Below are 22,334 nucleotides of genomic sequence, written 5' to 3'. Positions count from 1 at the left end.
GGAATTCTCCAATAAATGCTTAAAATAAATAAAAAATATGCAGTCAAAAATACCTGCACAGGTTGTATTATACACGATTTTGGCTGATTCCGCGACTGCCCGTTGGGGCTTGGCTGCAATTGGCCGGTGCCAGCGCGGCACAACCTGGCGGTGATGCAGGCCTGGCCAATCTGTGCTAGTCTATGGGTAAGCCAAGCGCACGAACACTCCTGATAGTTGCTGACTTTTTTCATGCCGTAGGAGGGCTTTTCATGGTTACCCCGAACGCCGAGGGCGATCTTTATCCGCTGCTCAGGGCCTACAAGAAACAGCATTTGGGCAAGGGCGCGTTTCGACGATATGACGCCCATGCGATTGGGATCGGGCAGAAAATCGTATCGGGCAAACCAACCGATACGCTGTGCCTGCGGTTCTATGTCAGCTGCAAGCACCCGACAGACCGAATAGCGCCGGATCGCCGGGTGCCCGCCGCATTCCGCATCTGGTCGCAGCGCGACGGGCGCGAGGTCGAATTGCCGACCGATGTGATCGAGCAGCCCCCGATGCGCTTTACCGCCGACCCGACAGACAGGTTCCGCCCTGTTCCGGGCGGGGTCAGCGGCGGCTCGGTCTTTACCGGCACAATCGGCGGCTGGGCGTGGGACCGGACCGATGCAAGCTTTGTGATGCTGACGGCATGCCACGTCGTGGGGTTTTTTGACGTCGTGGTCCTGTTGAACGGACCGATGCTGCAGCCGGGCCTGTCAGATGGCGGCGACGTAACGGACGACCGGGTCGGAACCGTAAAGCGGCTGATCGAGTTGCAGGCAGGCGAAACCAGAACCGTCGACGCAGCCATTGCCGAACCCACCAACACCGACATGGTGCAAACCGTTGTGCTGGACGTCGGCTCGGCGATCTATGCGGTGGACACACCCACGCTCGGTATGGCTGTGCAGAAGTCGGGCAAATCCAGCGGGTTGACCCAGGGCCAGGTTGTCGATGCGGATGTGGACACCGCCGTGTTCCTGGCCGACGACATTTTCTTTTTCGAGGATGTCGTGCAGATTCAGGCCTCAGACGGTGGTGTTTGGGCGGAACCGGGCGACTCGGGCTCTGTCGTTTTTTCGCAGGCGGGGTTGCCGACGTCCTCGGCCATCCATCCGGCTGTGGGGCTGCATTTCGCAAGTTCCACGGATGCGGACGGGCTGGCCTGCAAGATGCGAAATGTTTTCGAGCAGCTTGATCTGGCGCCGATTTGCGATGGCCTGTTTGCCGATTTTGTCGAAGAGATGGCGGTTGCGCCGGGCTTCGCCTCACCCGATGCAGATGTGTCACCGGCGGCGGGGCTACATCCGTTCACACCGCGTGAAAGACGCTGGGCAAGGGCTGGGTCGCCGGTCCGTGGTCTTGGGCGCGATCTGCAGGCCCGCGTGGACGGATCGGGCAGCGGGCGTCAGTTGAACACTCTGGTCAGTGCACACCGCGCAGCCCTGACCGAGTTGATGATCCGAAACGGCGATGTGCGCCGCGCCGCGGTCGCCGCCATAGGACCGATCCTATCCGGGGCGGTCACCACAAGTGACGTGCTGTCCCGACGTATCTGTGCCCAGGATGTCAAGCGGCTGCACAAACTGATCCATGAGATCGAACGATCCGGCGATGAAAAGCTGGTGGCGTCGGTGCAGGCCATGGCCAAAATGCTGGAGGTGGTCGAGGGCAAGTCCCTGTCCGACCTGTTCGAACAGGGTGCCGCCTATTGAACGGCTGGGCCGAGGCCAAGATCAGGTCGCCACAGGATTACCGTCCGGCTGCGTTCGGCAGGACCACAGGATCAGCAGCAGGAAGGACAGGTTCAGCACAACGTTGAACGGCGCGCCCACAAGGATGGACCCCGCGCTATCGGTGCAGAACCATGTCCACGTCGCTATCTTTGCAACCTTCGCGGCCACCGTCGCAGACAAAGGCGCAACATGGGTACCCAATGCCCATTGCATAGCGCCCAGCCCGGCTGTCAAACCGCCCGTGATCGCCAGCAACAATGTGGTCGGAGCGGATATATCCGAAGGAACCGTTTGGAACGGCCAATACGCGACCGTCAGAAAAATATGCGCAAGACCGTGCAAAGCCGGAAGCGCGGTGAGTGCGAAAAGAACGCCGGTCACGATCAGAATAATGCCGGACAAGCGCATTGCGGAATGTTGTCGGGTCATGGTCCCCTCCTGTTCAAGACCCGTCCTTGATGCGCCATGGGTCGAACACAAAGCAATTACGTCAGAGGTAAGTGATTTCCGTACCCGCGCTTGCTAGGCTTGTGTCATGACCCCGTATCCCAGATTGCTGAAAGAGTGGCGCAAGCGGCGCAGGATGAGCCAGCTTGATCTGGCGGTTGAGGCTGATGTCAGCGCCCGCCATATCTCGTTCCTTGAAACCGGCAGGTCCCGGCCCAGCCCGGACATGATCCTGCACCTGTCCGAGGTCATGGATGTGCCGGTCGATGCGCGCAATCAGATGATGCGGGCCGAGGGGTTCGCCGCTCGATTTGCGGCGACGCCCTTCGATGATGCCGCCATGGCCCCCATCCGCAGCGCCGTGGAGTGGACGCTGAAACAGCATGAACCGTATCCGGCGATGGCGCTGGACCGGTTGTGGTACCTCGTTCGACTGAACAAACCTGCCGAGAAGCTGTTTGCGCCACTTGGGATCGCGCAAGGTCAAAGCCTTTTGACGCTGATCACCAGCCCACTGATGGCCGAGCTTGTCGAGAACTGGCCCGAGGTTGCCCATCACACAATGCTGCGCCTGCGGTCCGAAAGCGCCAATGCCGGTGGCCTGCCGGAACTGGACGCCGCCGCGCGGGCCCTGGCGGAACAGGCGCAGATTCGCAGTGACGCCGCAATTGGGCCAACCATTCCGACAATCTATCGGTTTGGCGGCCAGCGCGTTTCGATGTTCGGCACCATCGCGCAGTTCAGCACCGTTACGGATGTGACGCTGGATGATCTGAAGATCGAACTGTTCTTTCCGTCCGATGATGCCAGCGCGGATTTCCTGCAAGCCTTGTCCCGCTCGGCGCAGCATTGAGGGTGCCCCGAGCGGCAATTGACCAGTGCCGCTATGCCAGTTGTTTCAACCGGGGCATCAAATCCAGCAGCTCTTTGGTGTAGGCATGCTGAGGGGCCGAAAACAGTGCATCGGTGTCCTGAACCTCGACCAGTTTGCCCTGTCGCATGACGCCCACCCGATCACACATCTGCCGCACGACGGGCAGATCATGGCTGATGAACAGCATGGTCAGGCCAAGGTGATCCTGCAGGTCCTTCAGAATGTTCAGAATCTGTGCCTGAATCGAGACATCCAGCGCGCTTGTCGGCTCATCGCAGATCAGGAACCGGGGCTGCGTGGCCAGCGCGCGGGCGATACAGATGCGCTGGCGCTGCCCGCCCGAGAATTCATGCGGGTATTTGCGCCAGGCATCCTTGGCCAGCCCGACCCAATCCAGCAACTCGCGCACGCGCGGCTCAACGGCGGGTTTTGGCAGGATTTTATGGTGATGGATCGGCTCGGCCACAAGATCCCCGACCCTCATCCGGGGATTGAGGCTGGAGAACGGGTCCTGAAAAATCATCTGGATCTGGCGGCGATAGGCTTGCAGTGCGTCCGCCCCCATGGCCGTCACATCCTGCCCGTCAAAGATCACTTGGCCACCGTCCACCGGATAAAGCGTGCCGATCATTCGTGCGACGGTGGATTTGCCGGACCCGCTTTCGCCAACAAGGCCGAACACCTCACCATCACGAATGTCAAAACTGACCTGATCGACGGCGGTGAAATATTTCCGCTGCGACGGCAGCAGACCGCCCTTTTGCAGGAAGGTCTTGGTGATGTTGTCGACCTCAAGCAGCTTACCCGATTTGGACAGATCGGTCTTGTCCCAATGGGCTGCCAGATCGTCGATCTTGAAGGTTCTCTCCCGCTCGCCATAGCTGACCACCGGAAAACGCTCGACTTTGGTATGCGGGCGCGGCACAGCGGCAATCAGGGATTTGGTGTATTCGTGCGTGGGTGCGCCGAGGATCTGATCAGTCGTGCCGCTTTCAACCACATGGCCGGAATACATCACCGTCACTGTGTCTGTGGTATCGGCAATGACGCCCATGTCATGCGTCACAAGGATGACGCCGACCTGACGTTCTTTGGCCAGTTCCTTGATCAGATCCAGCACCTGCGCCTGCACGGACACGTCCAAAGCGGTCGTCGGTTCATCAGCAATCAGGACGCTGGGTTCAGTACACAGCGCCAGCGCGATCACCACCCGCTGACGCATGCCGCCGGAAAACTGGTGCGGGTATTGATTGAACCGATCCGCCGGGTCGGGGATCGAGACGCGATCCAACAGGGCTATTGCGCGCTTCTTCGCGTCAGACGCGGACAGGCCAAGATGCAGCTGGATTGTCTCGACCAGTTGCTCGCCCACCGTGAACAGCGGGTTCAGCGAGGTCAGCGGGTCCTGAAAGATCATCCCGATCTCTTTGCCCCGGATCCTGCGCTTGTCCTCGGCGTCCAACTCGTCAATCCGGCGGCCGTTCAGCCAGACCTCGCCCTCGGAGACATGGGCCGGAGGGTCGAGCAGGCCGATCACGGCATTGCCGGTCATGGACTTTCCAGCCCCGCTTTCGCCGACAACGCCACGGATTTCGCCGGGATGCAGGTCATAGGTCACATGCTCGACGGGCTTGAATATGCCGTGGCGTGTGGGAATTTCCACCGTCAGGTTGCGGATCGAAAGAACGGGGTCGGTCATTTCAGCCTCGGGTTCAGAACATCACGCAGCCAGTCGCCCAGCAGGTTCACACTCAGCGCCAGCGCCAGCAGGGTGCAGGCCGGGAAGAACAGGATCCACCACTCACCCGAGAACAGGAACCCCTGCCCGATACGGATCAGCGTGCCCAGCGAGGGCTGCGTGGGCGGTGCACCAACGCCAAGGAAACTGAGCGTCGCCTCGGCAATGATCGCCAGCGCCAGCGAGATGGTGGCAATCACCAGCACCGGAGACAGCACGTTGGGCAGGATATGGCGCAGCATGATGGTCAGCGGGCTTTGCCCAATGATGCGCGCGGCGGCGACGTAATCCTTGTTCTTTTCAACCAGCGTGGCACCCCGGACGACGCGTGCGAACTGCACCCAGTCGGACAGGCCAATGGCAAGGATCAGCACCCAGATCGCCATCTGGTCTCGGTATTCAATGGGCGTGATGCCCTTGGCGATGCCAAAGATCAGCATGGCCAGAAGGATTGATGGGAAGGTCAGCTGCACATCCGCCGTACGCATGATGATGGTTTCGGTCCAGCCGCCGAAATAGCCGGACAGCAAGCCCAGAATGATCCCCAGAACCATGGCAAACAGAACCGCCGCCACGCCCACAAACAGCGAGATTCGCATGCCGTAGAGAATGGTTGAGAACACATCCCGGCCCTGATCGTCGGTGCCCATCAGGAAGCTTTCACCGGTAAAGGCATTGGGCTCCATGGGCGGGGTGAAGCCATTCATCAGGTTCAGGCTGGCCGGATCAAACGGGTTCGTCGGCGCGATCAGCGGTGCAAGGATGGTGGCAAGGATCAGGACCAAAGCCACCGTCGCAGAGACTATGGCCACGGGCGAGCGGCGAAAGGCGTAGAACTGGTCGCTGTCCAGAATGCGTCTTACTCGGCTCATGCGCTGACCCTCAGGCGCGGGTCGATGAAGGCGTAAAGGATGTCGACCGCAAGGTTGATGGTGACGAAGATGACCGAGATCATCATCAGGTAAGCTGCCATGACAGGAATATCCACGAACTGGATTGCATTGATGAACAAAAGGCCAAGGCCCGGCCACTGGAACACCGTTTCGGTGATGATGGCGAAGGCGATGATGGCCCCAAGTTGCAGGCCGATGATGGTGATGACGGGAACCATGGTGTTTTTCAGCGCATGGCGGAAGTTTATGGTCCGGTCGCTCAGTCCACGGGCGCGGGCAAAGCGGATGTAGTCCTGCCGCAGCACCTCCAGCATCTCGGATCGCACCAGCCGCATGATCAGGGTCATTTGGTACAATCCCAGCGTGATCGCGGGCAGGATCAGTGCCTTGAGGCCACTGGCGGTCAGGAACCCGGTGTTCCACCAGCCAAGGTCAACGACCTCACCGCGCCCGAAGCTGGGCAGCCAGCCCAGTTCGACCGAGAAGACGTAGATCAACAGAATACCGATCAGGAAGGTGGGCAGAGACACCCCGATCAGCGAGGCCGACATGATGAAATTCGCCGCAAACCCGTCCCGCCGGATCGCGGTAAAGACGCCCAGCGCAATGCCCAGAACGATGGCAAACACGGCTGACACCATTGCCAGTTCCAGCGTGGCGGGGGCGCGTTCGGCCAAAATCTCGGCCACCGGGCGGCCCTGACGGAAGCTGACGCCGAAATTGCCCTGCACCGCCTCTTGCAGGAACTTCACATATTGCACCGGAAACGGCTGATCGAGGCCCAACTGGGTACGCAGACGTTCCACATCTTCCATGGTCCGTTCCTGCCCCAGCATGTTGTCGATTGGATCACCGACAAAGCGGAACATGGAAAAGGCGACAAGGCCCACGACGAACAGAACCAGCGCCGACTGGGCCACGCGCCTGATGATGTATGACAGCATTTAGTTGACCGTGACCCAGCGCAGAAGGAAGAAGTTGTCGGGCCGTTGATTCAGCTCGATATTGCTGCGGGCACCCCAGACCAAAGGCTGAACGTAAAGCGGCACGTAAGCTACCTCGTCCTGCAGGATGCCTGCGACCTCATCCAGCATGGCTTGACGCGTGGGTTCGTCAATCTCGGACTGGATCAGCGGCAGCAATTCATCCACGCGGGCGTTGGAATAGCCGCCGAAGTTCCACGAGCCCAGCTTCTTTTCCTCATTCGGGGTCGAAGCGAGAAAGCGCACGGGATGTTCGGCATCAAACGTGCCAGGCGACCAGCCCAGAAGATACATGTCGAAATTGTCGGCCCGCAGTTCCGGCCAGTAGTTTTGCACCGGCATCGCATCCAGCGTCACATTCAGCCCGGCCTGCGTCAGCATGGCGGTGATCGCCTGACAAACCGCTTCATCATTCAGATAGCGATTGTTGGAGCATTTGAAGCTGACCTCGGCGCCTTCTGCCCCCGCTTCGGCCAACAGTGCCTTGGCTGCTTCGGGATTGTAGGCGTAAGGGTCTGCGTTCGCAGCCGAATAGCCGCGCATCGCCGGGCTGACCAACTGGCTGGCTACCTCGGCATTGCCACGCATGATGGTCTGAAGGATGGCCGGAACGTTAACCGCCTTGGCCACCGCCTCGCGCACGCGCGGATCTCGGAACAGGTCAGAATCACCCTGCCCGGCCTCGCTTGCGCCTTCCTGCTGGTCAAAGCCCAGCATAATCACGCGCGCTTCGATCCCCTGAATGACTTTCACATCCGGGTTGCCCTGCAACCGCGCCACATCCTGAATCGGGACCGGATTGATGAAATCCACATCGCCTGAAAGCAGCGCTGCCAGAGCGGTTGCCGGGTTCTGGATCGGCACCAGTTCAGCACGGGTCAGGTTGTGTTCCGCGTCATCCCACCAACCGTCAAATGGCTCCATAACAGTGCGCAAACCCGGCTCTCGCCCCGTGACGCGGAAGGCACCGGTGCCGTTGGCATTGAGCGTCGCGTAGTTGCCAGCTTCTTTGTCAGGAAGTGCGGCGTCATTCGCCTCGGCCCAGCCGCTGTCCATGATCATCCAGTTGGCGATGCTGTCAGGAAAGATCGGATTTGGCGCGGTGGTCATCACATCGACGGTGTAATCGTCAACCTTCACCACCTCGCTGACCGGCGCGAACCAACTGCGGGTGTCGGAGTTTTCATCGGACGCGCGCTGATACGAGAAAATCACATCATCGGCATTGAATTCGGACCCATCATGAAATGTCACGCCCTCGCGCAGCTTGAACCGCCAGCCTGCACCGTCCCCGATGGTTTCCCAACTGGTGGCCAGCGCCGGTTCGATGGTCATATCCTTGCCCCGACGCACCAGCCCTTCGTAGACATTGTTCAGGAACCCCAGAACAGGGGCGGAATTCACCGCATGAGGATCCATCGTTTGCGGATCGGTGGTGACGGCAAAGGTGAACTCTTCGGCCGCAACCGGCATGGCAAGCGCGCCCAAAAGCGCGGCAGTGGTCAGACGTTTCATGATAGCTCCCACTTTTTTGGTGCCGGGCCCCGTATCCCGAGGCCCGACGACACGGGTTAGTTCAGGCCGAAATGTTTCACCATCGGCTGATCTTCGGGATCGACGTTGATGTCCAGATTCTCGGCCATACCCCAGTTCAGCACCTGATGGTGGATCGGGATGTACAGCTGTTCGTCCTGCACCACACGCCAGATCTCGGCGATATCCTGATCGCGCGCAACGAGGTCCGTGTTCGAGGCCAGCGATTTGATCTTGGCGTCCAACTCATCACTGTCAAAGCCAGTACCATTCCACGTACCAATATCGCTTTCGCGGCCATGGACCAGGAAGTTGAAGATGTACTCCGAATCGTAGGTCGGAACACCCCAGCCCAGCATGTAGAAATCGGTCTTTCCATCCGTGATCAGCGGGAAGTGCTGCGCCTTGGGCTTGGCATCCAGATTCACCGTGATGCCGATCTGACCCAGCATCCCGACAGCGGCCTGACAGATGCCTTCGTCGTTGATGTAACGGTCATTCGGGCAATCCAGCCGGATCGAGAATCCGTCGGGATACCCCGCCTCGGCCAGCAGGGCCTTGGCGCCTTCGACATCCGTGCTGCTTTCACCGTCCATCTCGGCCGTCCAGCCATTCACGAAGGGCGGCGCGATCATCCCGGCGGGTTGCGACTGACCGCGCATGACCACCTGCTTGATGGCGTCGCGGTTGATGGCCTTGGACATGGCCTGACGCACGCGCACATCGGCCAAAGGATTTTTGCCATCAACGTTATCCGCTTCGATGTCATCCCCGCCCTGGTTCATGCCAAAAAAGATCACCCGGTTCTGAGGTGCCTGTTTGACAACCAGACCGTCCACGGCATTGACCCGGTCGAGATCCTGTACCGGCATATCCTGAAGGAAATTCACCTCACCCGACAGCATCGCCGCCACGCGGGTCGCGTCGTTCTGGATCGGCGTATAGATGATTTCGCTGATCGCCATCGGGAACTGATCACGACCCCAGTAATCCTCGTTCCGCTGCATCACGGTTTTCACGTCCGGCTCGCGGCTGACCAGTTTGTAGGGCCCGGTACCGTTTACGTTGGTGGTGGCAAAGGTGATCTCTCCGCCTTCGAAATCCTGCACATCGACCGTGTTGTTTGCCTCGGTCCAGCCCTGATCCATGATGAACAGGTCCGTCAGGTTCGCCGGCAGGATCGGGTTCGGGCCGTCGGTCACAATCTCGACCGTGTGGTCATCGACAGCGCGCACTTCAACGATCGAGTTGATCAGTTCCTTCATGTCCGAGTTCGGCTGTTTGGCACGGTTGATGCTGAAGACCACGTCTTCCGCCGTGAAATCGGCCCCATCATGGAACTTCACGCCCTGACGCAGGTTGAACACCCAGACATTGGGATCACTCTCACTGGGGGCCCAATCCGTGGCAAGCGCAGGCTCAAAAGCGCCGGATGTATCGCGGATAATCAGCGGTTCATACATCTGATGGCGCACGGTATGCGTGGGCCCTTCGTTTTGCGAATGGGGATCCAGCGTCAGCGCATCGCCCGAGCGCGCCCAGCGCAGGGTTTCCGCACTGGCCAACGTCGTCGACGTCATCAGCACCGCAAGTGCAAGCATTGGTTTGTTCATAATTTCCTCCCTTTTTGCAGTCATTTAGCTGCACCGAATTCACGATGCAGTGCCGCAAATTTCTGTGATTGTTATGGGAGTGGATAGCATACCAACTGCGAGAGCATGTCAATCATTCTGGGTCGGGTCCCCTGAAACGATCTGGGCATTGGGCCAGGAGGGCTGGTGTTCGCTCGGATACGCAGGCGTGTTCAATCCCTGTTTTGAGGGTGCTCCGCAGCTGATGGTTATTCGCATAGTGACTGACAACTATTGCGCTGATGATAAAGTAGGGCGCATGCGTGCCTTCGAAATTCTCTGGATCGTTCTGTTTCGCTTCAAGCCAATTGCCAGAGCTTGGGCCATCTGCCTGATACTTGTGAATCTGGCCTCTCTGCTTTTTCTCGATTCCTATTATGCTTGGTTCAACCTTGTCGCGGTCGGGGTCGGTATTTCGCTGATGATCGTGATTTACTTCAGATTGGGTTTTGTCAGGCTGCTTGGCGCAGGTCACTTTCTATGGGTCCCAATGATCGCCTATTTCGTTTCTAATTTGCCGGACAAAGACACGGACCCTGCGCTTTTTTGGTGGGTTTGTGTTCTTGCAGGCTTCAACAGTGTTTCATTGGTCATTGACGCAATTGATGTTGCACGGTTTTTGAAAGGCGAACGCAATCCGCATTACGTATGGCAATAGAGTAAGCCAATGACTGAAGTCAGATCATCAAAGAACCAAACACAGATGCCGCACAAAGATACTCAGGACTGGCTACCGCCCTATTCTCAATCATTGGGGCTAGAGCTGAAATCGGTTGAGCCAGAAAAAGTCATTGCCACTTTGCGTGTCAGACCGGACATGGGCAACCGGAACGGCGTCATGCACGGTGGGGCGATCATGGGGGCAGCGGACTCGATTGGCGGTGTTGCGGCCGCTCTGAACCTCGAAGAAGGGGCCAGCACCACGACACTGGAAAGCAAAACCAACTTTATTCGGCCAATTCGGATCGAAGACCAGATCACACTGACCTGCATTCCGTTGCACCGAGGTCGGAAGACGATGATATGGCAAACCACTGTCGCGCTGCCGGATGGCCGCCCGGCTGCCATTGTGACGCAGACGCAGTTGACGCTGACCTGGTCAGATTGACGGTGCTAAGTCGACTTTAACTGTGCTTTTTTCTTTCGGCGTTTTGGCAAATCGCGGTCCATCTCGACAAACGCGACATGAAAGAGATCCCGCAGCTCGTCCTTCTTCAGTCCGGGAGATCCCTGTTCCTCATCCAATACTATGACGCACCGGTGATCGTGATGATTCACGTCAGCGTTCTCGCTCGTGTGAGCCTTGCGAAGAACAGACAAGACATACGGTATCAAATTCTCTCCTCCCACTTATTTGCCCAAGCTTTGCCGCTGCGGGCCACATCCGAGCGCAACTGGTGAGGCAGGCTCTAGGATCCCCTTCCGTGAGTGCTTCCCGCAGCGACACGGCGGATGTAGGGGTTTCGTTTTGAGACGTAAGGGGGAAGGAATCGACGATTTGCATCAGTTTTTGACCGCGTAGTCAAAATAACCAGCGATAGTTGACGCTTACGTCAACTTGTTAAGGAAAGTGTCAACCAAAGCGACGTTACGTCGTTTTTTCGGGCGTCTCAGATTCAATGCTGAATGATAGGTCCAATTCCGACCATCCAACGGTCATCCGAAGCGATTGAGTCCAAAATCGACGGGTTTTTACTGAGAAGAACTGGTGCCGCTGAAGGGACTCGAACCCCCGACCCCATCATTACGAATGACGTGCTCTACCAGCTGAGCTACAGCGGCACCCTGGGCCACCCGGACCCGGGTGTGAAGGCTCGTTTAAACCGTCGCTCTGGCGCCTGCAAGTCCAGATGCACGGGAACCGGGCATTGATCAAGCCGCGCAGCGGTGGCATCCCGGTTTGTGAAATTTTTGTAACGGCACCAGTCGCGAATTGATCTGCAACTCTTATTTCGATATTTCATGAAATATGATAGAAAGAATCACTGACCAACTGGCCATCCTGGGCCACCCGCAGCGTATCACCGTGTTTCGCATGTTAATGCGACGGTTTCCTGACAGCGTGCCTGCGGGCGAGCTTGCGGGGGAACTGGGCATCAAACCCAGCACCATGTCGAACTACCTGAACGCACTGCAACGGTCGGGGCTGGTCACTCAGGAACGATCCGGAACTTCGCTGCGCTACTCGGTCGACATGAAGAATGTGCAGGGGATGCTGGATTTTCTGATTGTCGATTGCTGCCGGGGCCGCCCGGACATCTGCATGCCTTTCACAAAAGGAAATGACACTATGACAGATCGCAAGTTCAACGTCCTGTTTCTGTGTGTTGGTAACTCTGCCCGCTCGATCTTTGCCGAATCCCTGCTGCGTCAACTCGGTGGGGATCGGTTCAATGTGCACTCCGCCGGAACCCAGCCCGCGTCCGAACTGAACCCGTTCGCCGTTCAGGTGTTGAAGGACAAAGGGCATGACACCTCGGTACTGCGATCAAAGCATATGTCCGAATTCGCAACCGAGGACGCACCGGAAATGGATTTCGTCTTTACCGTCTGCAATCAGGCCGCCAACGAAGAATGCCCGGCCTGGGAAGGTCAGCCCATCAGCGGCCATTGGGGCATGGAAGATCCGGTCAAAGCCACCGGAACCGATGCCGAGAAAAGTCTGGCATTCCAAAGCGCCTATGGCGCGCTGAAGCACCGGATCGAAGCCTTCACATCACTGCCGGTCGAAAGCCTTGACCGGATCGCGCTGCAATCTGCTGTCGATGACATCGGCAGAAACTCGGTCGGGGAATAATATGACCACATATGCTGTAAACGGCCTTGGCCGAATTGGAAAACTGGCGCTGAAGCCGTTGCTGGAGAAAGGTGCAAAGATCGCCTGGATCAATGACGCGGTCGGCGACCCCGAGATGCACGCGCATCTGCTGGAGTTCGACACCGTGCACGGCCGCTGGGATGCAACATTCGATCATGACGCCGACAGCGTCACCATCAACGGCACCCGTCTACCCTTCATCGGCACCAAGGACCTGAACTCGCTGCCATTGGACGGTGTCGATGTGGTGATCGACTGCACCGGCGTCTTCAAGACCGAAGCGAAGCTTGCCCCCTATTTCGACGCGGGCGTGAAGAAGGTTGTCGTCTCGGCCCCGGTGAAGGACGGACCGACCGCCAACATCGTTTTCGGGGTCAATGATGCGATCTACGATCCTGCCGCTCATCAGATCGTGACGGCGGCCTCTTGTACGACCAACTGCCTCGCCCCGGTGGTCAAGGTGATCCACGAGAATCTGGGCATCCGACACGGCTCGATAACGACGATCCATGACGTGACCAATACGCAGACCATCGTCGACCGCCCCGCCAAGGACCTGCGCCGCGCGCGGTCTGCGCTGAACTCGCTGATCCCGACCACAACCGGGTCAGCCACGGCCATCACTCTGATCTACCCCGAACTTCAGGGGCGTCTGAACGGCCATGCAGTGCGGGTGCCGCTGCTAAACGCTTCGCTGACCGATTGCGTGTTCGAGGTCGAGCGCGAGACCACGGTTGAGGAGGTCAACGCCCTGTTCAAAACCGCTGCCGAAGGCGAATTGAAGGGTATTCTGGGCTATGAAACCCGGCCTTTGGTCTCGACTGACTACACCAATGACGAACGCTCCTCGATCGTCGATGCGCCGTCGACCATGGTGGTGAACGGCACGCAGGTGAAAATCTACGCCTGGTATGACAACGAAATGGGCTATGCCCACCGTCTGGTGGATGTGGCGCTGATGGTCGGGGCCTCGCTGTGACCAACCGGCCCGAGGGACTGTCGGCCTATATCGCGGTCACGGCGGCCTATTGGGCCTTTATGCTGACCGACGGGGCCTTGCGGATGCTGGTGCTGCTGCACTTTCATACGTTGGGATTCTCGCCGGTGCAGTTGGCGTATCTGTTTGTTCTCTACGAAATCGCCGGGATGGTGACAAACCTGGCCGCGGGCTGGATTGCGGCGCGGTTCGGGTTGACCTCGACCCTTAATGCCGGGCTGGGGCTACAGGTCGCGGCGCTGCTGACAATGACCTTTCTGGACCCGCACTGGACCGTCGCCACATCGGTTGCCTTTGTCATGGTTGTGCAAGGGGCCAGCGGGGTGGCCAAGGATCTGGCGAAAATGTCCTCGAAATCCGCTGTCAAACTGCTGGCCCCAGCCGAGGGCGGCGGGCTGTTCCGCTGGGTTGCCGTGCTGACCGGGTCCAAGAACGCAGTCAAAGGTTTGGGCTTTCTGCTGGGTGCTGCGATGCTGGCAACGCTGGGCTTCATGACCGCCATCGTGGTCATGGCTGTTGTTCTGGCAGTGATCCTGTTCGCCGTCATCCGGTTCATGCCGCCGGGGCTGCCCAAAGGGCGCAAAGGCGCGAAATTCTCCGAGGTGTTCTCGAAATCCGCCAACGTGAACTGGCTGTCAGCGGCCCGCGTCTTTCTGTTCGGCGCGCGGGATGTCTGGTTCGTGGTCGGCATCCCGATCTATTTCTACGCGGTCCTCTCCGACGGCACCGAGGATGGCAATCGCGCCGCGTTCTTCATGATCGGCACGTTCATGGCGATATGGGTCATCCTCTACGGCGCGGTACAGGCCAGCGCCCCCAAGATCCTGCGCGCCTCGGACCGCAGCGAGGGTGACCTGATCCGCGCCGCCCGCAGCTGGGCGGCAGGTTTGTTCTGCATTCCTGCGGCTCTAACACTGGCTGTTTTGCTGTCCTCGGGGCCCGAGACGTGGCTAACGATCACGTTGGTCATCGGCCTGCTGGTGTTCGGAGCGATCTTCGCCGTCAACTCATCCCTGCATTCCTACCTGATCCTCGCCTTCACCAAATCCGAGCGGGTCACGATGGATGTAGGCTTTTATTACATGGCCAACGCAACGGGCCGGTTGGTCGGCACCGTCCTGTCCGGCCTCACCTATCAGATCGGCGGGCTGTCCCTTGTGCTGGGCACGGCGGCGGTGATGGTTGCGCTGGCTGCGCTGACATCGGGCAAACTGACAGACCAAACATCCGAGGCATATTCATGAGCATCTTCGAACGCTACCTGACCATCTGGGTTGCCCTCGCCATGGTCGCGGGCGTGGTGATCGGGTTGGCCGCGCCCGGCCTCGTCGGGATGGTCGCCTCGGCTGAGGTCGCCAGCGTGAACCTTGTGGTCGCCATCCTGATCTGGGCCATGGTCTATCCGATGATGGTTGGCGTCGATTTCGGGGCGGTCGCGGGCGTGGCGCGCCAACCAAAGGGGCTGATCGTGACGCTGGTCGTCAACTGGCTGATCAAACCGTTCACCATGGCGCTGCTGGCCGTACTGTTCTTCGACTATGTCTTCGCCCCGTGGATCAAACCCGAGGATGCGGCCCAATACACCGCCGGCCTGATCCTGCTGGGCGCGGCCCCTTGCACGGCGATGGTCTTCGTCTGGTCCCAGCTGACCAAGGGGGATGCGACCTATACGCTGGTGCAGGTTTCGGTCAACGACCTGATCATGGTTGTGGCTTTCGCGCCCATCGTGGCGTTTCTGCTCGGCGTCACCGACATCTCGGTCCCGTGGCAGACCTTGGTACTGGCCACTGTTCTGTATGTTGTGCTGCCCCTGATCGCCGGGCTGATCACGCGGCGCAAGCTGGGTTCGCAACAGGCCATCGATGCCTTCTCGGCCCGGGTCAAGCCATGGTCCATCATGGGCCTGATCGCAACGGTCGTGATCCTGTTCGGTCTACAAGGCGAGACGATCCTGTCGAAACCGATGGTCATCGTCCTGATCGCCGTGCCGATCCTGATCCAAAGCTATGGCATCTTTGCCCTGGCCTACGGAACCGCCTACGCCCTGAAAGTCCCCCACCGCATCGCCGCCCCCTGCGCGATGATCGGCACATCGAACTTTTTCGAACTGGCCGTGGCAGTCGCCATCAGCCTGTTCGGCCTGCACTCGGGCGCGGCGCTGGCAACGGTCGTGGGCGTTCTGGTCGAGGTTCCGGTCATGCTGTCCCTGGTCGCCTTCGCCAACCGCACCCGCGCGCGGTTCCCAGAGCCAATAACGCCGTAAACTGGCGACCCCGGCAGGATTCGAACCTGCAACCTGCCCCTTAGGAGGGGGCTGCTCTATCCAGTTGAGCCACGGGGCCGCGCAAGGGTCTCTGTACCTGTGTTTTTTCGGCTTGTCATGGGGTTTACGGCGGGTTTACGGCGGGTTCGTAGAACAGTTGTAAACTGCGCCCTGTTCACGCTACCATCGGGCAAAACAACAACGCAGGTGCCCTCTCGTGAATACTGAAACAAAACGCCCGCTTACCCTTCGCGATGTATCCGAGGCTTCGGGGGTCTCCGAGATGACCGTCAGTCGGGTCCTGCGTAACCGGGGCGACGTGTCCGACGCCACCCGCACCCGCGTTCTGGCTGCGGCCAAAGAACTGGGCTATGTCCCCAACAAGATCGCCGGTGCGCTGGCGTCCAGCCGGGTCAATCTGGTCGCGGTGATCATCCCGTCGCTGTCGAACATGGTGTTCCCCGAGGTTCTGACCGGCATCAATCAGGTGCTGGAAGACACCGAGTTGCAGCCGGTGGTGGGCGTCACCGATTATTTGCCTGAAAAGGAAGAGAAGGTGCTGTACGAGATGCTCTCGTGGCGGCCCTCGGGCGTGATCATTGCGGGGCTGGAACATACCGAAGCGGCGCGGGCCATGCTGGATTCAGCCGGTATTCCGGTGGTCGAGATCATGGATACCGACGGCAAGCCGGTGGACGCAATGGTGGGCATATCCCACCGTCGCGCGGGTCGTGAGATGGCGCAGGCGATCCTGAAAGCGGGCTACGAACATATCGGGTTCATGGGAACCAAGATGCCTTTGGATCACCGGGCACGGAAGCGGTTCGAAGGGTTTACCGAGGTACTGGGCAAGCACGGGATCGAGATCGAGGATCGTGAGTTCTATTCCGGCGGCTCCGCTCTGGCCAAGGGCCGTGAGATGACGCAGACCATGCTGGAACGCTCACCCGAGTTAGATTTTCTGTATTATTCCAACGACATGATCGGTGCGGGCGGGCTGTTGTATCTGCTGGAACAGGGCATCGACATTCCCGGACAAATCGGTCTGGCCGGGTTCAACAACGTGGAATTGCTGCAGGGCCTGCCGCGGAAATTGGCGACGATGGATGCCTGCCGGTTGGAGATTGGTCGCCAGGCGGCCGAGATCATTGCCGAACGGCTTAAAGATCCGAATTCCGAGATCGAAACCCGTGTGACCCTGACCCCCAAGATCAGCTATGGCGATACGCTGAAGCGGCGCTGATCCAATGGCGCTGCGACGGTTGGACAACCGGACGGCGCGGGCGCTGTTTATGGATCGCCACGCGCTGGCCGAACCGCCTGCGGGCGGTGCAAAAGGCACGGAGTTGCTGGATCTGATCCAGCGACTGGGTTTTGTGCAACTGGACAGCATCAACACGGTCGCCCGCGCCCATGACATGATCCTGTTCTCGCGCAGGCCCAGCTATCGCAGCGGCAACCTCAAACGCCTGTACGAGCGGGATCGGGCCTTGTTCGAACACTGGACCCATGATGCCGCCGTCATTCCGATGGACTACTACCCCCATTGGCATCTGCGATTTCAGCGCGATGCAGCGTTGCTTAAGTCGCGCTGGAAGAACTGGCGTCGGGACGGGTTCGAGCAGCAGTTCCAGACCGTTTTGGATCATATCCGCGACCATGGGCCGGTGTCATCCTCGGATGTCGGGAAGGACGAAAAGAAGGGCTCTGGCGGCTGGTGGGATTGGCACCCGTCCAAGACCGCGCTTGAGTTTCTGTGGCGGTCGGGGGCTTTGACCGTTGTGGGGCGCGACGGATTTCAGAAACGCTATGACCTGACCGAGCGGGTGATCGAAACACATCTGTGCCCAGGACAGCGACCTTGTGACGAAGCGGCGACGGTCGATTGGCTATGCAACGCGGCACTAGACCGGCTTGGCTTTGCAACCTCGGGCGAGTTGGCCGCATTCTGGGATACGGTCAGCCCGGCAGAGGCGAAGAATTGGTGCGCCAGGGGGCTGAAATCAGGTGCTCTGGAAGAGATTGAGATCACCTGTGTGGACGGGCGCGCGCGCAAGCTGTTCGCGCGACCCGACCTGATCGACGCTTCGTATGACCTGCCGCAGCCCACGGGCCGCATCCGGGTGCTCAGCCCGTTTGACCCGATGTTGCGCGACCGAAACCGGGCCGAGCGGTTGTTCGGCTTCTACTATCGGATCGAGGTTTTTGTGCCCGAGGCGAAACGGACCTATGGCTACTACGTATTCCCCCTGCTTGAGGGCGACAAGCTGATCGGGCGGATCGACATGAAAGCCCATCGGGATGCGGGCGTTTTGCGGGTCAAAGCCATGTGGCCCGAGCGCAAGGTCCGGTGGTCGGACGCCCGCACCCGTCGATTGGACGCGGAACTGGATCGGGTCCGCCGCTTTGCCGGTCTGGATAGGGTCGAGTTTGCGCAGGATTGGCTGAAAGACCCTAAATAGGGTCTATTCTGCGTCTGTCAGTGTCAGACGAATGGGCTCTAACCCGTCAATCCCGCCTTCGATTTTGTCCCCTGCAACCACTGGCCCGACTCCGGCAGGTGTACCGGTCAGGATCAGATCGCCGGGGCGCAGGTGATAGAAACCGGACAGGTGGCAGATGATCTCATCGATCTTCCAGATCAGCTCTTGCAGGGTCGCGTCCTGACGGACTTCGGAATTGACGCTCAGGTGGATGCGCTTGTCATCATCGGGCGACCAAGCGGCGGCCGGGGTCAGCGGCGCAAAGACCGCACCGTTTTCGACGTCTTTGCCCAGATCCCAAGGTCGTTGCTTGTTGCGCTCGCGGATTTGCAGGTCACGACGGGTCATATCCAGCGCGCAGCCATAGGCGTAAACCGCCTCCCACGCCTGTACGCGGGTGGCCTTGAACACCGGTTTGCCGATGGCAACCGCAAGCTCCATCTCGTGGTGGTAGTTCCCGGTGCCGGGCGGATAGGGCACTGTCGCATCCGTCAAAACGGCGTTTGCGGCGGATTTGGTGAAGTAAAAAGGCGCCTCGCGATCAACCTCATGCCCCATTTCGGCGGCATGAGCGGCATAGTTTCGACCGACGCAAAAGATGCGACCGACCGGGTAAAAAGCCCTTTCCCCGACAACAGGAAGGCCGAGCGTGTCCGGAACCGGAAACAAATAGTGTTGCATGATGACCCCTAATTGCGTGTTCAGAGGCATCTTAGTTAAGACCGCGCTATCGGCAACCAGCGGAAACACGCCTGTTTTTACCAACGCCTTTAGATTGTTTCGGCATGGAACTGCTCAATTCCGGCACACAACCACAGATATGTTCCCTGAATCTGATCAACCCGGTTTGATCAAGTCCAGAGCGTCTATGCTTTTTGACCCCCGGCACAGATCGTTCAAAGGCATGTGTTGCAGGACCACATGCCTGAATTGAAGAATATAGCTTGGAAACCGCGGCTTTCGCACTAGAACACGTGGTATCGAAGCAAAAAAGACATTTGCCGCACGGCACCTGTCGTCGAGACAGGGAAAGACACACATCCGGTCCTATAGAAGACCGGAACAACAGCACGACCAAACTGACTCGAAGAAACCTCTTGCGGACAACCCCACAAGTCTGCAATTGGACGCGACTGTTTCGGAAGGAGCAAGGGCCAAAGGTCTACCCCCTAGACCCCAAACCCCGGTACTGAGCCATTTTCGGTTCTGCACTTTCTGAAACACGGGCCAGGCACAATTCCAGTCCGGGTCTGGCCACCCCGCCGGAGATTTCCCCCTACCATCTCCGGCGGGGTTTTAATGCAAATCGCGAATTTGCCCCTTAGCTTTCCAGATCTTTCAGCTCGTTCAACAGATCCAGCAGCATTTCATGCTTGTCCGGGCCAAGCTGGGTGCGGATGCGCTCGGCCTGTTCGACGCTGACGGCCAGATTGGCATGGATCACCTGAATACCGTCGGCGCTGATCTCGACGATCTGGCGACGTCGGTCCTGAGGGTGGCTGCGCCGGACAATCAGCTTCTTCTGTTCCAGCTTTTGCAGAATCCGCGTGAGGCTGGGCAACAGAAGACAGGCGCGTTCGGCAATATGGGTGGGTTCTTGCGGGCCTTCTTCGTTCAGCACCCGCAGGACCCGCCATTGCTGTTCGGTGACACCAGCGTCCACCAGCAATTTCCGAATGGGTCCCATAACCTTTTCCCGCGCCCGCAACAAAGCAATGGGCAAAGATCGCGACGTTAGGGGAAGTTCGTCGGTCATACTGAATCCTCACCTAAATCCAGAAATTGCGCAAGTTTTTGCAGTTGAAATTCGTGATACCAATCGATCTGGCTTTGTTTTGTTTAATGGGATGAGGCGGCTAATTCGCGGGGAAAAGAAGTAGAACTTGACCCCGGCCAATTGGCGGAATTCACTGACACCGCAAGAGCCTGAAACAGGAGTGTTCCCAATGCCCGCCCCACATAACCCGTTCAAACAGGCTCTGACACAGGGCAAACGGCAGATCGGCTGCTGGATGAGCTTTGCCGAACCAATCACCGCCGAGATCATGGGAACCGCGGGTTTCGATTGGCTGGTCATCGATGGAGAACACGCGCCAAATGACATCCGCTCGATCCGGGATCAGTTGGTGGCTTTGGCGAACAGCCCCTCGCATCCGGTGGTGCGTGTGCCCGTGGGGGAAACCTGGCTGATCAAGATGGTGCTGGATGCAGGCGCGCAGACTATTCTTGTGCCCATCGTGGAAAGCGCTGAACAGGCCCGCGCGCTTGTCCGCGCCTGCACCTATCCGCCCGAAGGGGTGCGCGGTGTCGGGGCAACCTCGGCGCGGGCGACGATGTATGGGTCCGTCAAAGACTATATCCAAACCGCCGATCAGGAAATCTGCCTGCTGGTGCAGGTGGAAAACCGCGCCGGGATCGCGGCGCTGGACGAGATTTTGCAGGTCGAGGGTATCGACGGGGTATTCATCGGCCCCGCCGATCTGTCCACGGATATGGGCCACCAAGGCAACAGCGCCGCGCCCGAGGTTCGCGCGGTGATCGCAGACGCAATGAAACGGATCAGGGCTGCCGGCAAGGCTCCGGGCATTCTGGGCACGAATGACGAGGCGACCTCGGCCTATCTTGAGATGGATCCGGCGTTTCTGGCCGTGGGCATTGACGTGATGCTGTTGGCGCAATCCGCCCGTGCACTGGCGGCACAGTGGAAGCCGGAATAACCGCTTAGCCGCGCATGACCGCTGCGGCCTGCGCATATCCACCTGATGCACCATCGACAAAATGCACATGGTCGTCGCGGGTGGCTGCAGGGACAAAGCAGGTCATCATCGCCTCATCCTGCGCGTGCAGGCCGTATCTGATCTTGCCGCGCCCGCGCGCCTCTTCCAGCATGTGTTCGATCTGGGCCAACGTCGCCGGGTCGCAATCCAGCGTCATTTTCAGCCCGTCATCGAATTTGCGGAAATCGGCGTTGCGGCTGACCATATGCCTGTAATGCCCGGGTTCGAACTGGCCCATGCGTTTGCCGGTCCAGAACAGCATCGCGATCAGCAGGTTCTGCCCCAGCAGCATCAGCTTTTGCGTCAACAGGTTCCGCCCGGCGCGGGACACATGAGCATCCAAGCCCACATCCGGGGGCGGCCAGGTCATGGGCGGGCCGGTCTCGGGCACCGGATGGCCTGCACGGTCCAACCCGTCCGAGGCGCGCAGAACCGATTGAGCCAGATCGGCAAAGTCGCTTTCGGTGGCGCTTGCCGTCGGCTGCACCACGACCGACACGATACGCCCATGTTGCGCCGGACTGTTGGACCAGCGGCAGGACAGGCCGGTCAGATCCGGTTGGCTGCCCGGCTCGGCCATCGGCACTTCATGCACACCTGCTTTCATCTGCGCCTCGGCCCAGGCCAGACCGCCGCCCGTGAACATGGCATAGTCCACCCCGTTCGAGGGCGCATAGCGTGCCACGCGCAAATCCTTGCCCGCCTTGCGCAGCTCGGCGACCGGCACCAAGGCGGCGCGCAAGGGCATCGAGAATTCCTCCTGCGCCCAGCGCCGCAGGTCAGACAGTGTAGTGCGCGCGGTATCCGCTGCGCTGGGTGGCACCGCAAATCCGGCCCCGTCGCCACCAAAGACATAGGGAAACAGCTTGCCGTCCATGGCGTTGATCATGCCCGAGATTACCGCCGCGCCGACCATGTTGACCGTCTTGTAGCGCCCGCGCGCGATCTCTCCGGTCGAATCGACAATATCGGCGACGCCCAGAATCCAGTCATCGGGAACGGGCGTAAAAGTCGACGGGTCTGCCAGCCGGTTAAAATCCCGCAGCAGCGGAAGGTTTTCATAAAACGCAGAATGGAGGTCTTTCATTGTCCCCCTCAAATTGGCTTGACCCAAGAGCTAGCTCAAACGTGATC

20 protein-coding genes and 2 tRNA genes are annotated in these 22,334 nt (G+C 59.3%); 11 read left to right on the top strand and 11 right to left on the bottom strand.

Annotated elements, in window-relative coordinates:
- Positions 1-251: 251 nt before the first annotated feature.
- The gene (locus ACR0E6_RS11675) at positions 252-1,742 is read left to right on the top strand and encodes a chymotrypsin family serine protease (protein WP_480583484.1); all 1,491 of its coding nucleotides are present in this window, start codon (positions 252-254) and stop codon (positions 1,740-1,742) included.
- 21 nt (positions 1,743-1,763) lie between these two features.
- On the opposite strand, the gene ACR0E6_RS11670 is transcribed toward ACR0E6_RS11675, so the two are convergent.
- Positions 1,764-2,192 carry a hypothetical protein gene (locus tag ACR0E6_RS11670; protein ID WP_480583481.1) on the bottom strand — a complete coding sequence of 143 codons (429 nt, stop codon included), beginning with the start codon at positions 2,190-2,192 and terminating at the stop codon, positions 1,764-1,766.
- A 106-nt stretch (positions 2,193-2,298) separates the two neighbouring features.
- On the opposite strand from ACR0E6_RS11670, the gene ACR0E6_RS11665 reads away from it, so the two are divergent.
- Positions 2,299-3,063, top strand: coding sequence for a helix-turn-helix domain-containing protein (locus ACR0E6_RS11665; protein WP_480583479.1), 765 nt, complete (start codon positions 2,299-2,301; stop codon positions 3,061-3,063).
- Positions 3,064-3,094: 31 nt separating this feature from the next.
- Here ACR0E6_RS11665 and ACR0E6_RS11660 read toward each other — a convergent pair whose 3' ends face one another.
- From ACR0E6_RS11660 to ACR0E6_RS11640, 5 genes are read right to left on the bottom strand one after another with little or no spacing between them, the layout of a single operon-like run.
- The gene (locus tag ACR0E6_RS11660; RefSeq protein ID WP_480583476.1) at positions 3,095-4,783 is read right to left on the bottom strand and encodes an ABC transporter ATP-binding protein; all 1,689 of its coding nucleotides are present in this window, start codon (positions 4,781-4,783) and stop codon (positions 3,095-3,097) included.
- Positions 4,780-5,694 carry an ABC transporter permease gene (locus ACR0E6_RS11655; protein ID WP_170521057.1) on the bottom strand — a complete coding sequence of 305 codons (915 nt, stop codon included), beginning with the start codon at positions 5,692-5,694 and terminating at the stop codon, positions 4,780-4,782. The genes ACR0E6_RS11660 and ACR0E6_RS11655 overlap by 4 nt, the downstream gene beginning before the upstream one ends.
- Positions 5,691-6,659 carry an ABC transporter permease gene (locus ACR0E6_RS11650; RefSeq protein ID WP_170623388.1) on the bottom strand — a complete coding sequence of 323 codons (969 nt, stop codon included), beginning with the start codon at positions 6,657-6,659 and terminating at the stop codon, positions 5,691-5,693. Before ACR0E6_RS11650 ends, ACR0E6_RS11655 begins: the two co-directional genes overlap by 4 nt.
- Positions 6,660-8,213, bottom strand: coding sequence for an ABC transporter substrate-binding protein (locus ACR0E6_RS11645; protein WP_480583473.1), 1,554 nt, complete (start codon positions 8,211-8,213; stop codon positions 6,660-6,662).
- A 56-nt stretch (positions 8,214-8,269) separates the two neighbouring features.
- Entirely contained in the window at positions 8,270-9,844 is a 1,575-nt protein-coding gene (locus ACR0E6_RS11640; protein WP_480583470.1) for an ABC transporter substrate-binding protein, read from the bottom strand.
- 238 nt (positions 9,845-10,082) lie between these two features.
- Between ACR0E6_RS11640 and ACR0E6_RS11635 the strand changes: the two genes are divergently transcribed.
- Both ACR0E6_RS11635 and ACR0E6_RS11630 read left to right on the top strand, forming a co-directional pair.
- Entirely contained in the window at positions 10,083-10,520 is a 438-nt protein-coding gene (locus tag ACR0E6_RS11635) for a hypothetical protein (protein ID WP_480583467.1), read from the top strand.
- Positions 10,521-10,565: 45 nt separating this feature from the next.
- Complete coding sequence (locus ACR0E6_RS11630; protein WP_480583464.1) at positions 10,566-10,970, top strand: PaaI family thioesterase; 405 nt, start codon at positions 10,566-10,568, stop codon at positions 10,968-10,970.
- A 598-nt stretch (positions 10,971-11,568) separates the two neighbouring features.
- Here ACR0E6_RS11630 and ACR0E6_RS11625 read toward each other — a convergent pair.
- A tRNA-Thr gene (locus ACR0E6_RS11625) sits at positions 11,569-11,644 on the bottom strand.
- A gap of 187 nt (positions 11,645-11,831) precedes the next feature.
- On the opposite strand from ACR0E6_RS11625, the gene ACR0E6_RS11620 reads away from it, so the two are divergent.
- Genes ACR0E6_RS11620 through arsB form a run of 4 tightly spaced genes read left to right on the top strand, consistent with a single transcriptional unit; the run spans position 11,832 to position 15,940 of the window.
- The gene (locus tag ACR0E6_RS11620) at positions 11,832-12,659 is read left to right on the top strand and encodes an arsenate reductase/protein-tyrosine-phosphatase family protein (protein ID WP_170735616.1); all 828 of its coding nucleotides are present in this window, start codon (positions 11,832-11,834) and stop codon (positions 12,657-12,659) included.
- Between the two features lies 1 nt (position 12,660).
- Entirely contained in the window at positions 12,661-13,659 is a 999-nt protein-coding gene (locus ACR0E6_RS11615) for an ArsJ-associated glyceraldehyde-3-phosphate dehydrogenase (protein WP_480583461.1), read from the top strand.
- Positions 13,656-14,921, top strand: coding sequence for an organoarsenical effux MFS transporter ArsJ (gene arsJ, locus ACR0E6_RS11610; protein WP_480583458.1), 1,266 nt, complete (start codon positions 13,656-13,658; stop codon positions 14,919-14,921). Before ACR0E6_RS11615 ends, arsJ begins: the two co-directional genes overlap by 4 nt.
- A complete protein-coding gene (gene arsB / locus ACR0E6_RS11605) occupies positions 14,918-15,940 on the top strand; it encodes an ACR3 family arsenite efflux transporter (protein WP_480583455.1) in 1,023 nt (340 codons plus the stop codon). The genes arsJ and arsB overlap by 4 nt, the downstream gene beginning before the upstream one ends.
- Positions 15,941-15,942: 2 nt before the next feature.
- Here the strand turns inward: arsB and ACR0E6_RS11600 are convergent.
- Positions 15,943-16,019: transfer RNA gene (locus ACR0E6_RS11600), tRNA-Arg, on the bottom strand.
- A gap of 138 nt (positions 16,020-16,157) precedes the next feature.
- Between ACR0E6_RS11600 and ACR0E6_RS11595 the strand changes: the two genes are divergently transcribed.
- Together ACR0E6_RS11595 and ACR0E6_RS11590 are read left to right on the top strand one after the other, a co-directional pair.
- The gene (locus tag ACR0E6_RS11595) at positions 16,158-17,183 is read left to right on the top strand and encodes a LacI family DNA-binding transcriptional regulator (protein WP_170521041.1); all 1,026 of its coding nucleotides are present in this window, start codon (positions 16,158-16,160) and stop codon (positions 17,181-17,183) included.
- 4 nt (positions 17,184-17,187) lie between these two features.
- Entirely contained in the window at positions 17,188-18,402 is a 1,215-nt protein-coding gene (locus tag ACR0E6_RS11590) for a winged helix-turn-helix domain-containing protein (protein WP_480583450.1), read from the top strand.
- Between the two features lie 3 nt (positions 18,403-18,405).
- Here the strand turns inward: ACR0E6_RS11590 and ACR0E6_RS11585 are convergent, their stop codons facing one another.
- Together ACR0E6_RS11585 and hpaR are read right to left on the bottom strand one after the other, a co-directional pair.
- Complete coding sequence (locus tag ACR0E6_RS11585; protein WP_480583447.1) at positions 18,406-19,104, bottom strand: fumarylacetoacetate hydrolase family protein; 699 nt, start codon at positions 19,102-19,104, stop codon at positions 18,406-18,408.
- A gap of 640 nt (positions 19,105-19,744) precedes the next feature.
- The gene (hpaR, locus tag ACR0E6_RS11580; protein WP_170453436.1) at positions 19,745-20,179 is read right to left on the bottom strand and encodes a homoprotocatechuate degradation operon regulator HpaR; all 435 of its coding nucleotides are present in this window, start codon (positions 20,177-20,179) and stop codon (positions 19,745-19,747) included.
- Positions 20,180-20,369: 190 nt separating this feature from the next.
- Between hpaR and ACR0E6_RS11575 the strand changes: the two genes are divergently transcribed.
- Positions 20,370-21,140 (top strand): HpcH/HpaI aldolase family protein, encoded by a 771-nt coding sequence (locus ACR0E6_RS11575; RefSeq protein ID WP_170623416.1) that lies wholly within the window; start codon positions 20,370-20,372, stop codon positions 21,138-21,140.
- A gap of 4 nt (positions 21,141-21,144) precedes the next feature.
- Here the strand turns inward: ACR0E6_RS11575 and ACR0E6_RS11570 are convergent, their stop codons facing one another.
- Positions 21,145-22,287 (bottom strand): DUF3095 domain-containing protein, encoded by a 1,143-nt coding sequence (locus tag ACR0E6_RS11570; protein ID WP_480583444.1) that lies wholly within the window; start codon positions 22,285-22,287, stop codon positions 21,145-21,147.
- Between the last annotated feature and the right edge of the window lie 47 nt (positions 22,288-22,334).

The sequence above is a fragment of the Ruegeria sp. AP12 genome (assembly GCF_056540025.1).
The sequence above is the reverse complement of the archived record's forward strand: the minus strand, read 5'-3'. Positions and strand labels throughout refer to the sequence as shown.

Bases quoted from the DNA above. Each gene is read 5' to 3' on its own strand.
- ACR0E6_RS11675 (WP_480583484.1), top strand. From the start codon at position 252: ATGGTTACCCCGAACGCCGAGGGCGATCTTTATCCGCTGCTCAGGGCC.
- ACR0E6_RS11670 (WP_480583481.1), bottom strand. From the start codon at position 2,192: ATGACCCGACAACATTCCGCAATGCGCTTGTCCGGCATTATTCTGATC.
- ACR0E6_RS11665 (WP_480583479.1), top strand. From the start codon at position 2,299: ATGACCCCGTATCCCAGATTGCTGAAAGAGTGGCGCAAGCGGCGCAGG.
- ACR0E6_RS11660 (WP_480583476.1), bottom strand. From the start codon at position 4,783: ATGACCGACCCCGTTCTTTCGATCCGCAACCTGACGGTGGAAATTCCC.
- ACR0E6_RS11655 (WP_170521057.1), bottom strand. From the start codon at position 5,694: ATGAGCCGAGTAAGACGCATTCTGGACAGCGACCAGTTCTACGCCTTT.
- ACR0E6_RS11650 (WP_170623388.1), bottom strand. From the start codon at position 6,659: ATGCTGTCATACATCATCAGGCGCGTGGCCCAGTCGGCGCTGGTTCTG.
- ACR0E6_RS11645 (WP_480583473.1), bottom strand. From the start codon at position 8,213: ATGAAACGTCTGACCACTGCCGCGCTTTTGGGCGCGCTTGCCATGCCG.
- ACR0E6_RS11640 (WP_480583470.1), bottom strand. From the start codon at position 9,844: ATGAACAAACCAATGCTTGCACTTGCGGTGCTGATGACGTCGACGACG.
- ACR0E6_RS11630 (WP_480583464.1), top strand. From the start codon at position 10,566: ATGCCGCACAAAGATACTCAGGACTGGCTACCGCCCTATTCTCAATCA.
- ACR0E6_RS11620 (WP_170735616.1), top strand. From the start codon at position 11,832: ATGATAGAAAGAATCACTGACCAACTGGCCATCCTGGGCCACCCGCAG.
- ACR0E6_RS11615 (WP_480583461.1), top strand. From the start codon at position 12,661: ATGACCACATATGCTGTAAACGGCCTTGGCCGAATTGGAAAACTGGCG.
- arsB (WP_480583455.1), top strand. From the start codon at position 14,918: ATGAGCATCTTCGAACGCTACCTGACCATCTGGGTTGCCCTCGCCATG.
- ACR0E6_RS11590 (WP_480583450.1), top strand. From the start codon at position 17,188: ATGGCGCTGCGACGGTTGGACAACCGGACGGCGCGGGCGCTGTTTATG.
- ACR0E6_RS11585 (WP_480583447.1), bottom strand. From the start codon at position 19,104: ATGCAACACTATTTGTTTCCGGTTCCGGACACGCTCGGCCTTCCTGTT.
- hpaR (WP_170453436.1), bottom strand. From the start codon at position 20,179: ATGACCGACGAACTTCCCCTAACGTCGCGATCTTTGCCCATTGCTTTG.
- ACR0E6_RS11575 (WP_170623416.1), top strand. From the start codon at position 20,370: ATGCCCGCCCCACATAACCCGTTCAAACAGGCTCTGACACAGGGCAAA.
- ACR0E6_RS11570 (WP_480583444.1), bottom strand. From the start codon at position 22,287: ATGAAAGACCTCCATTCTGCGTTTTATGAAAACCTTCCGCTGCTGCGG.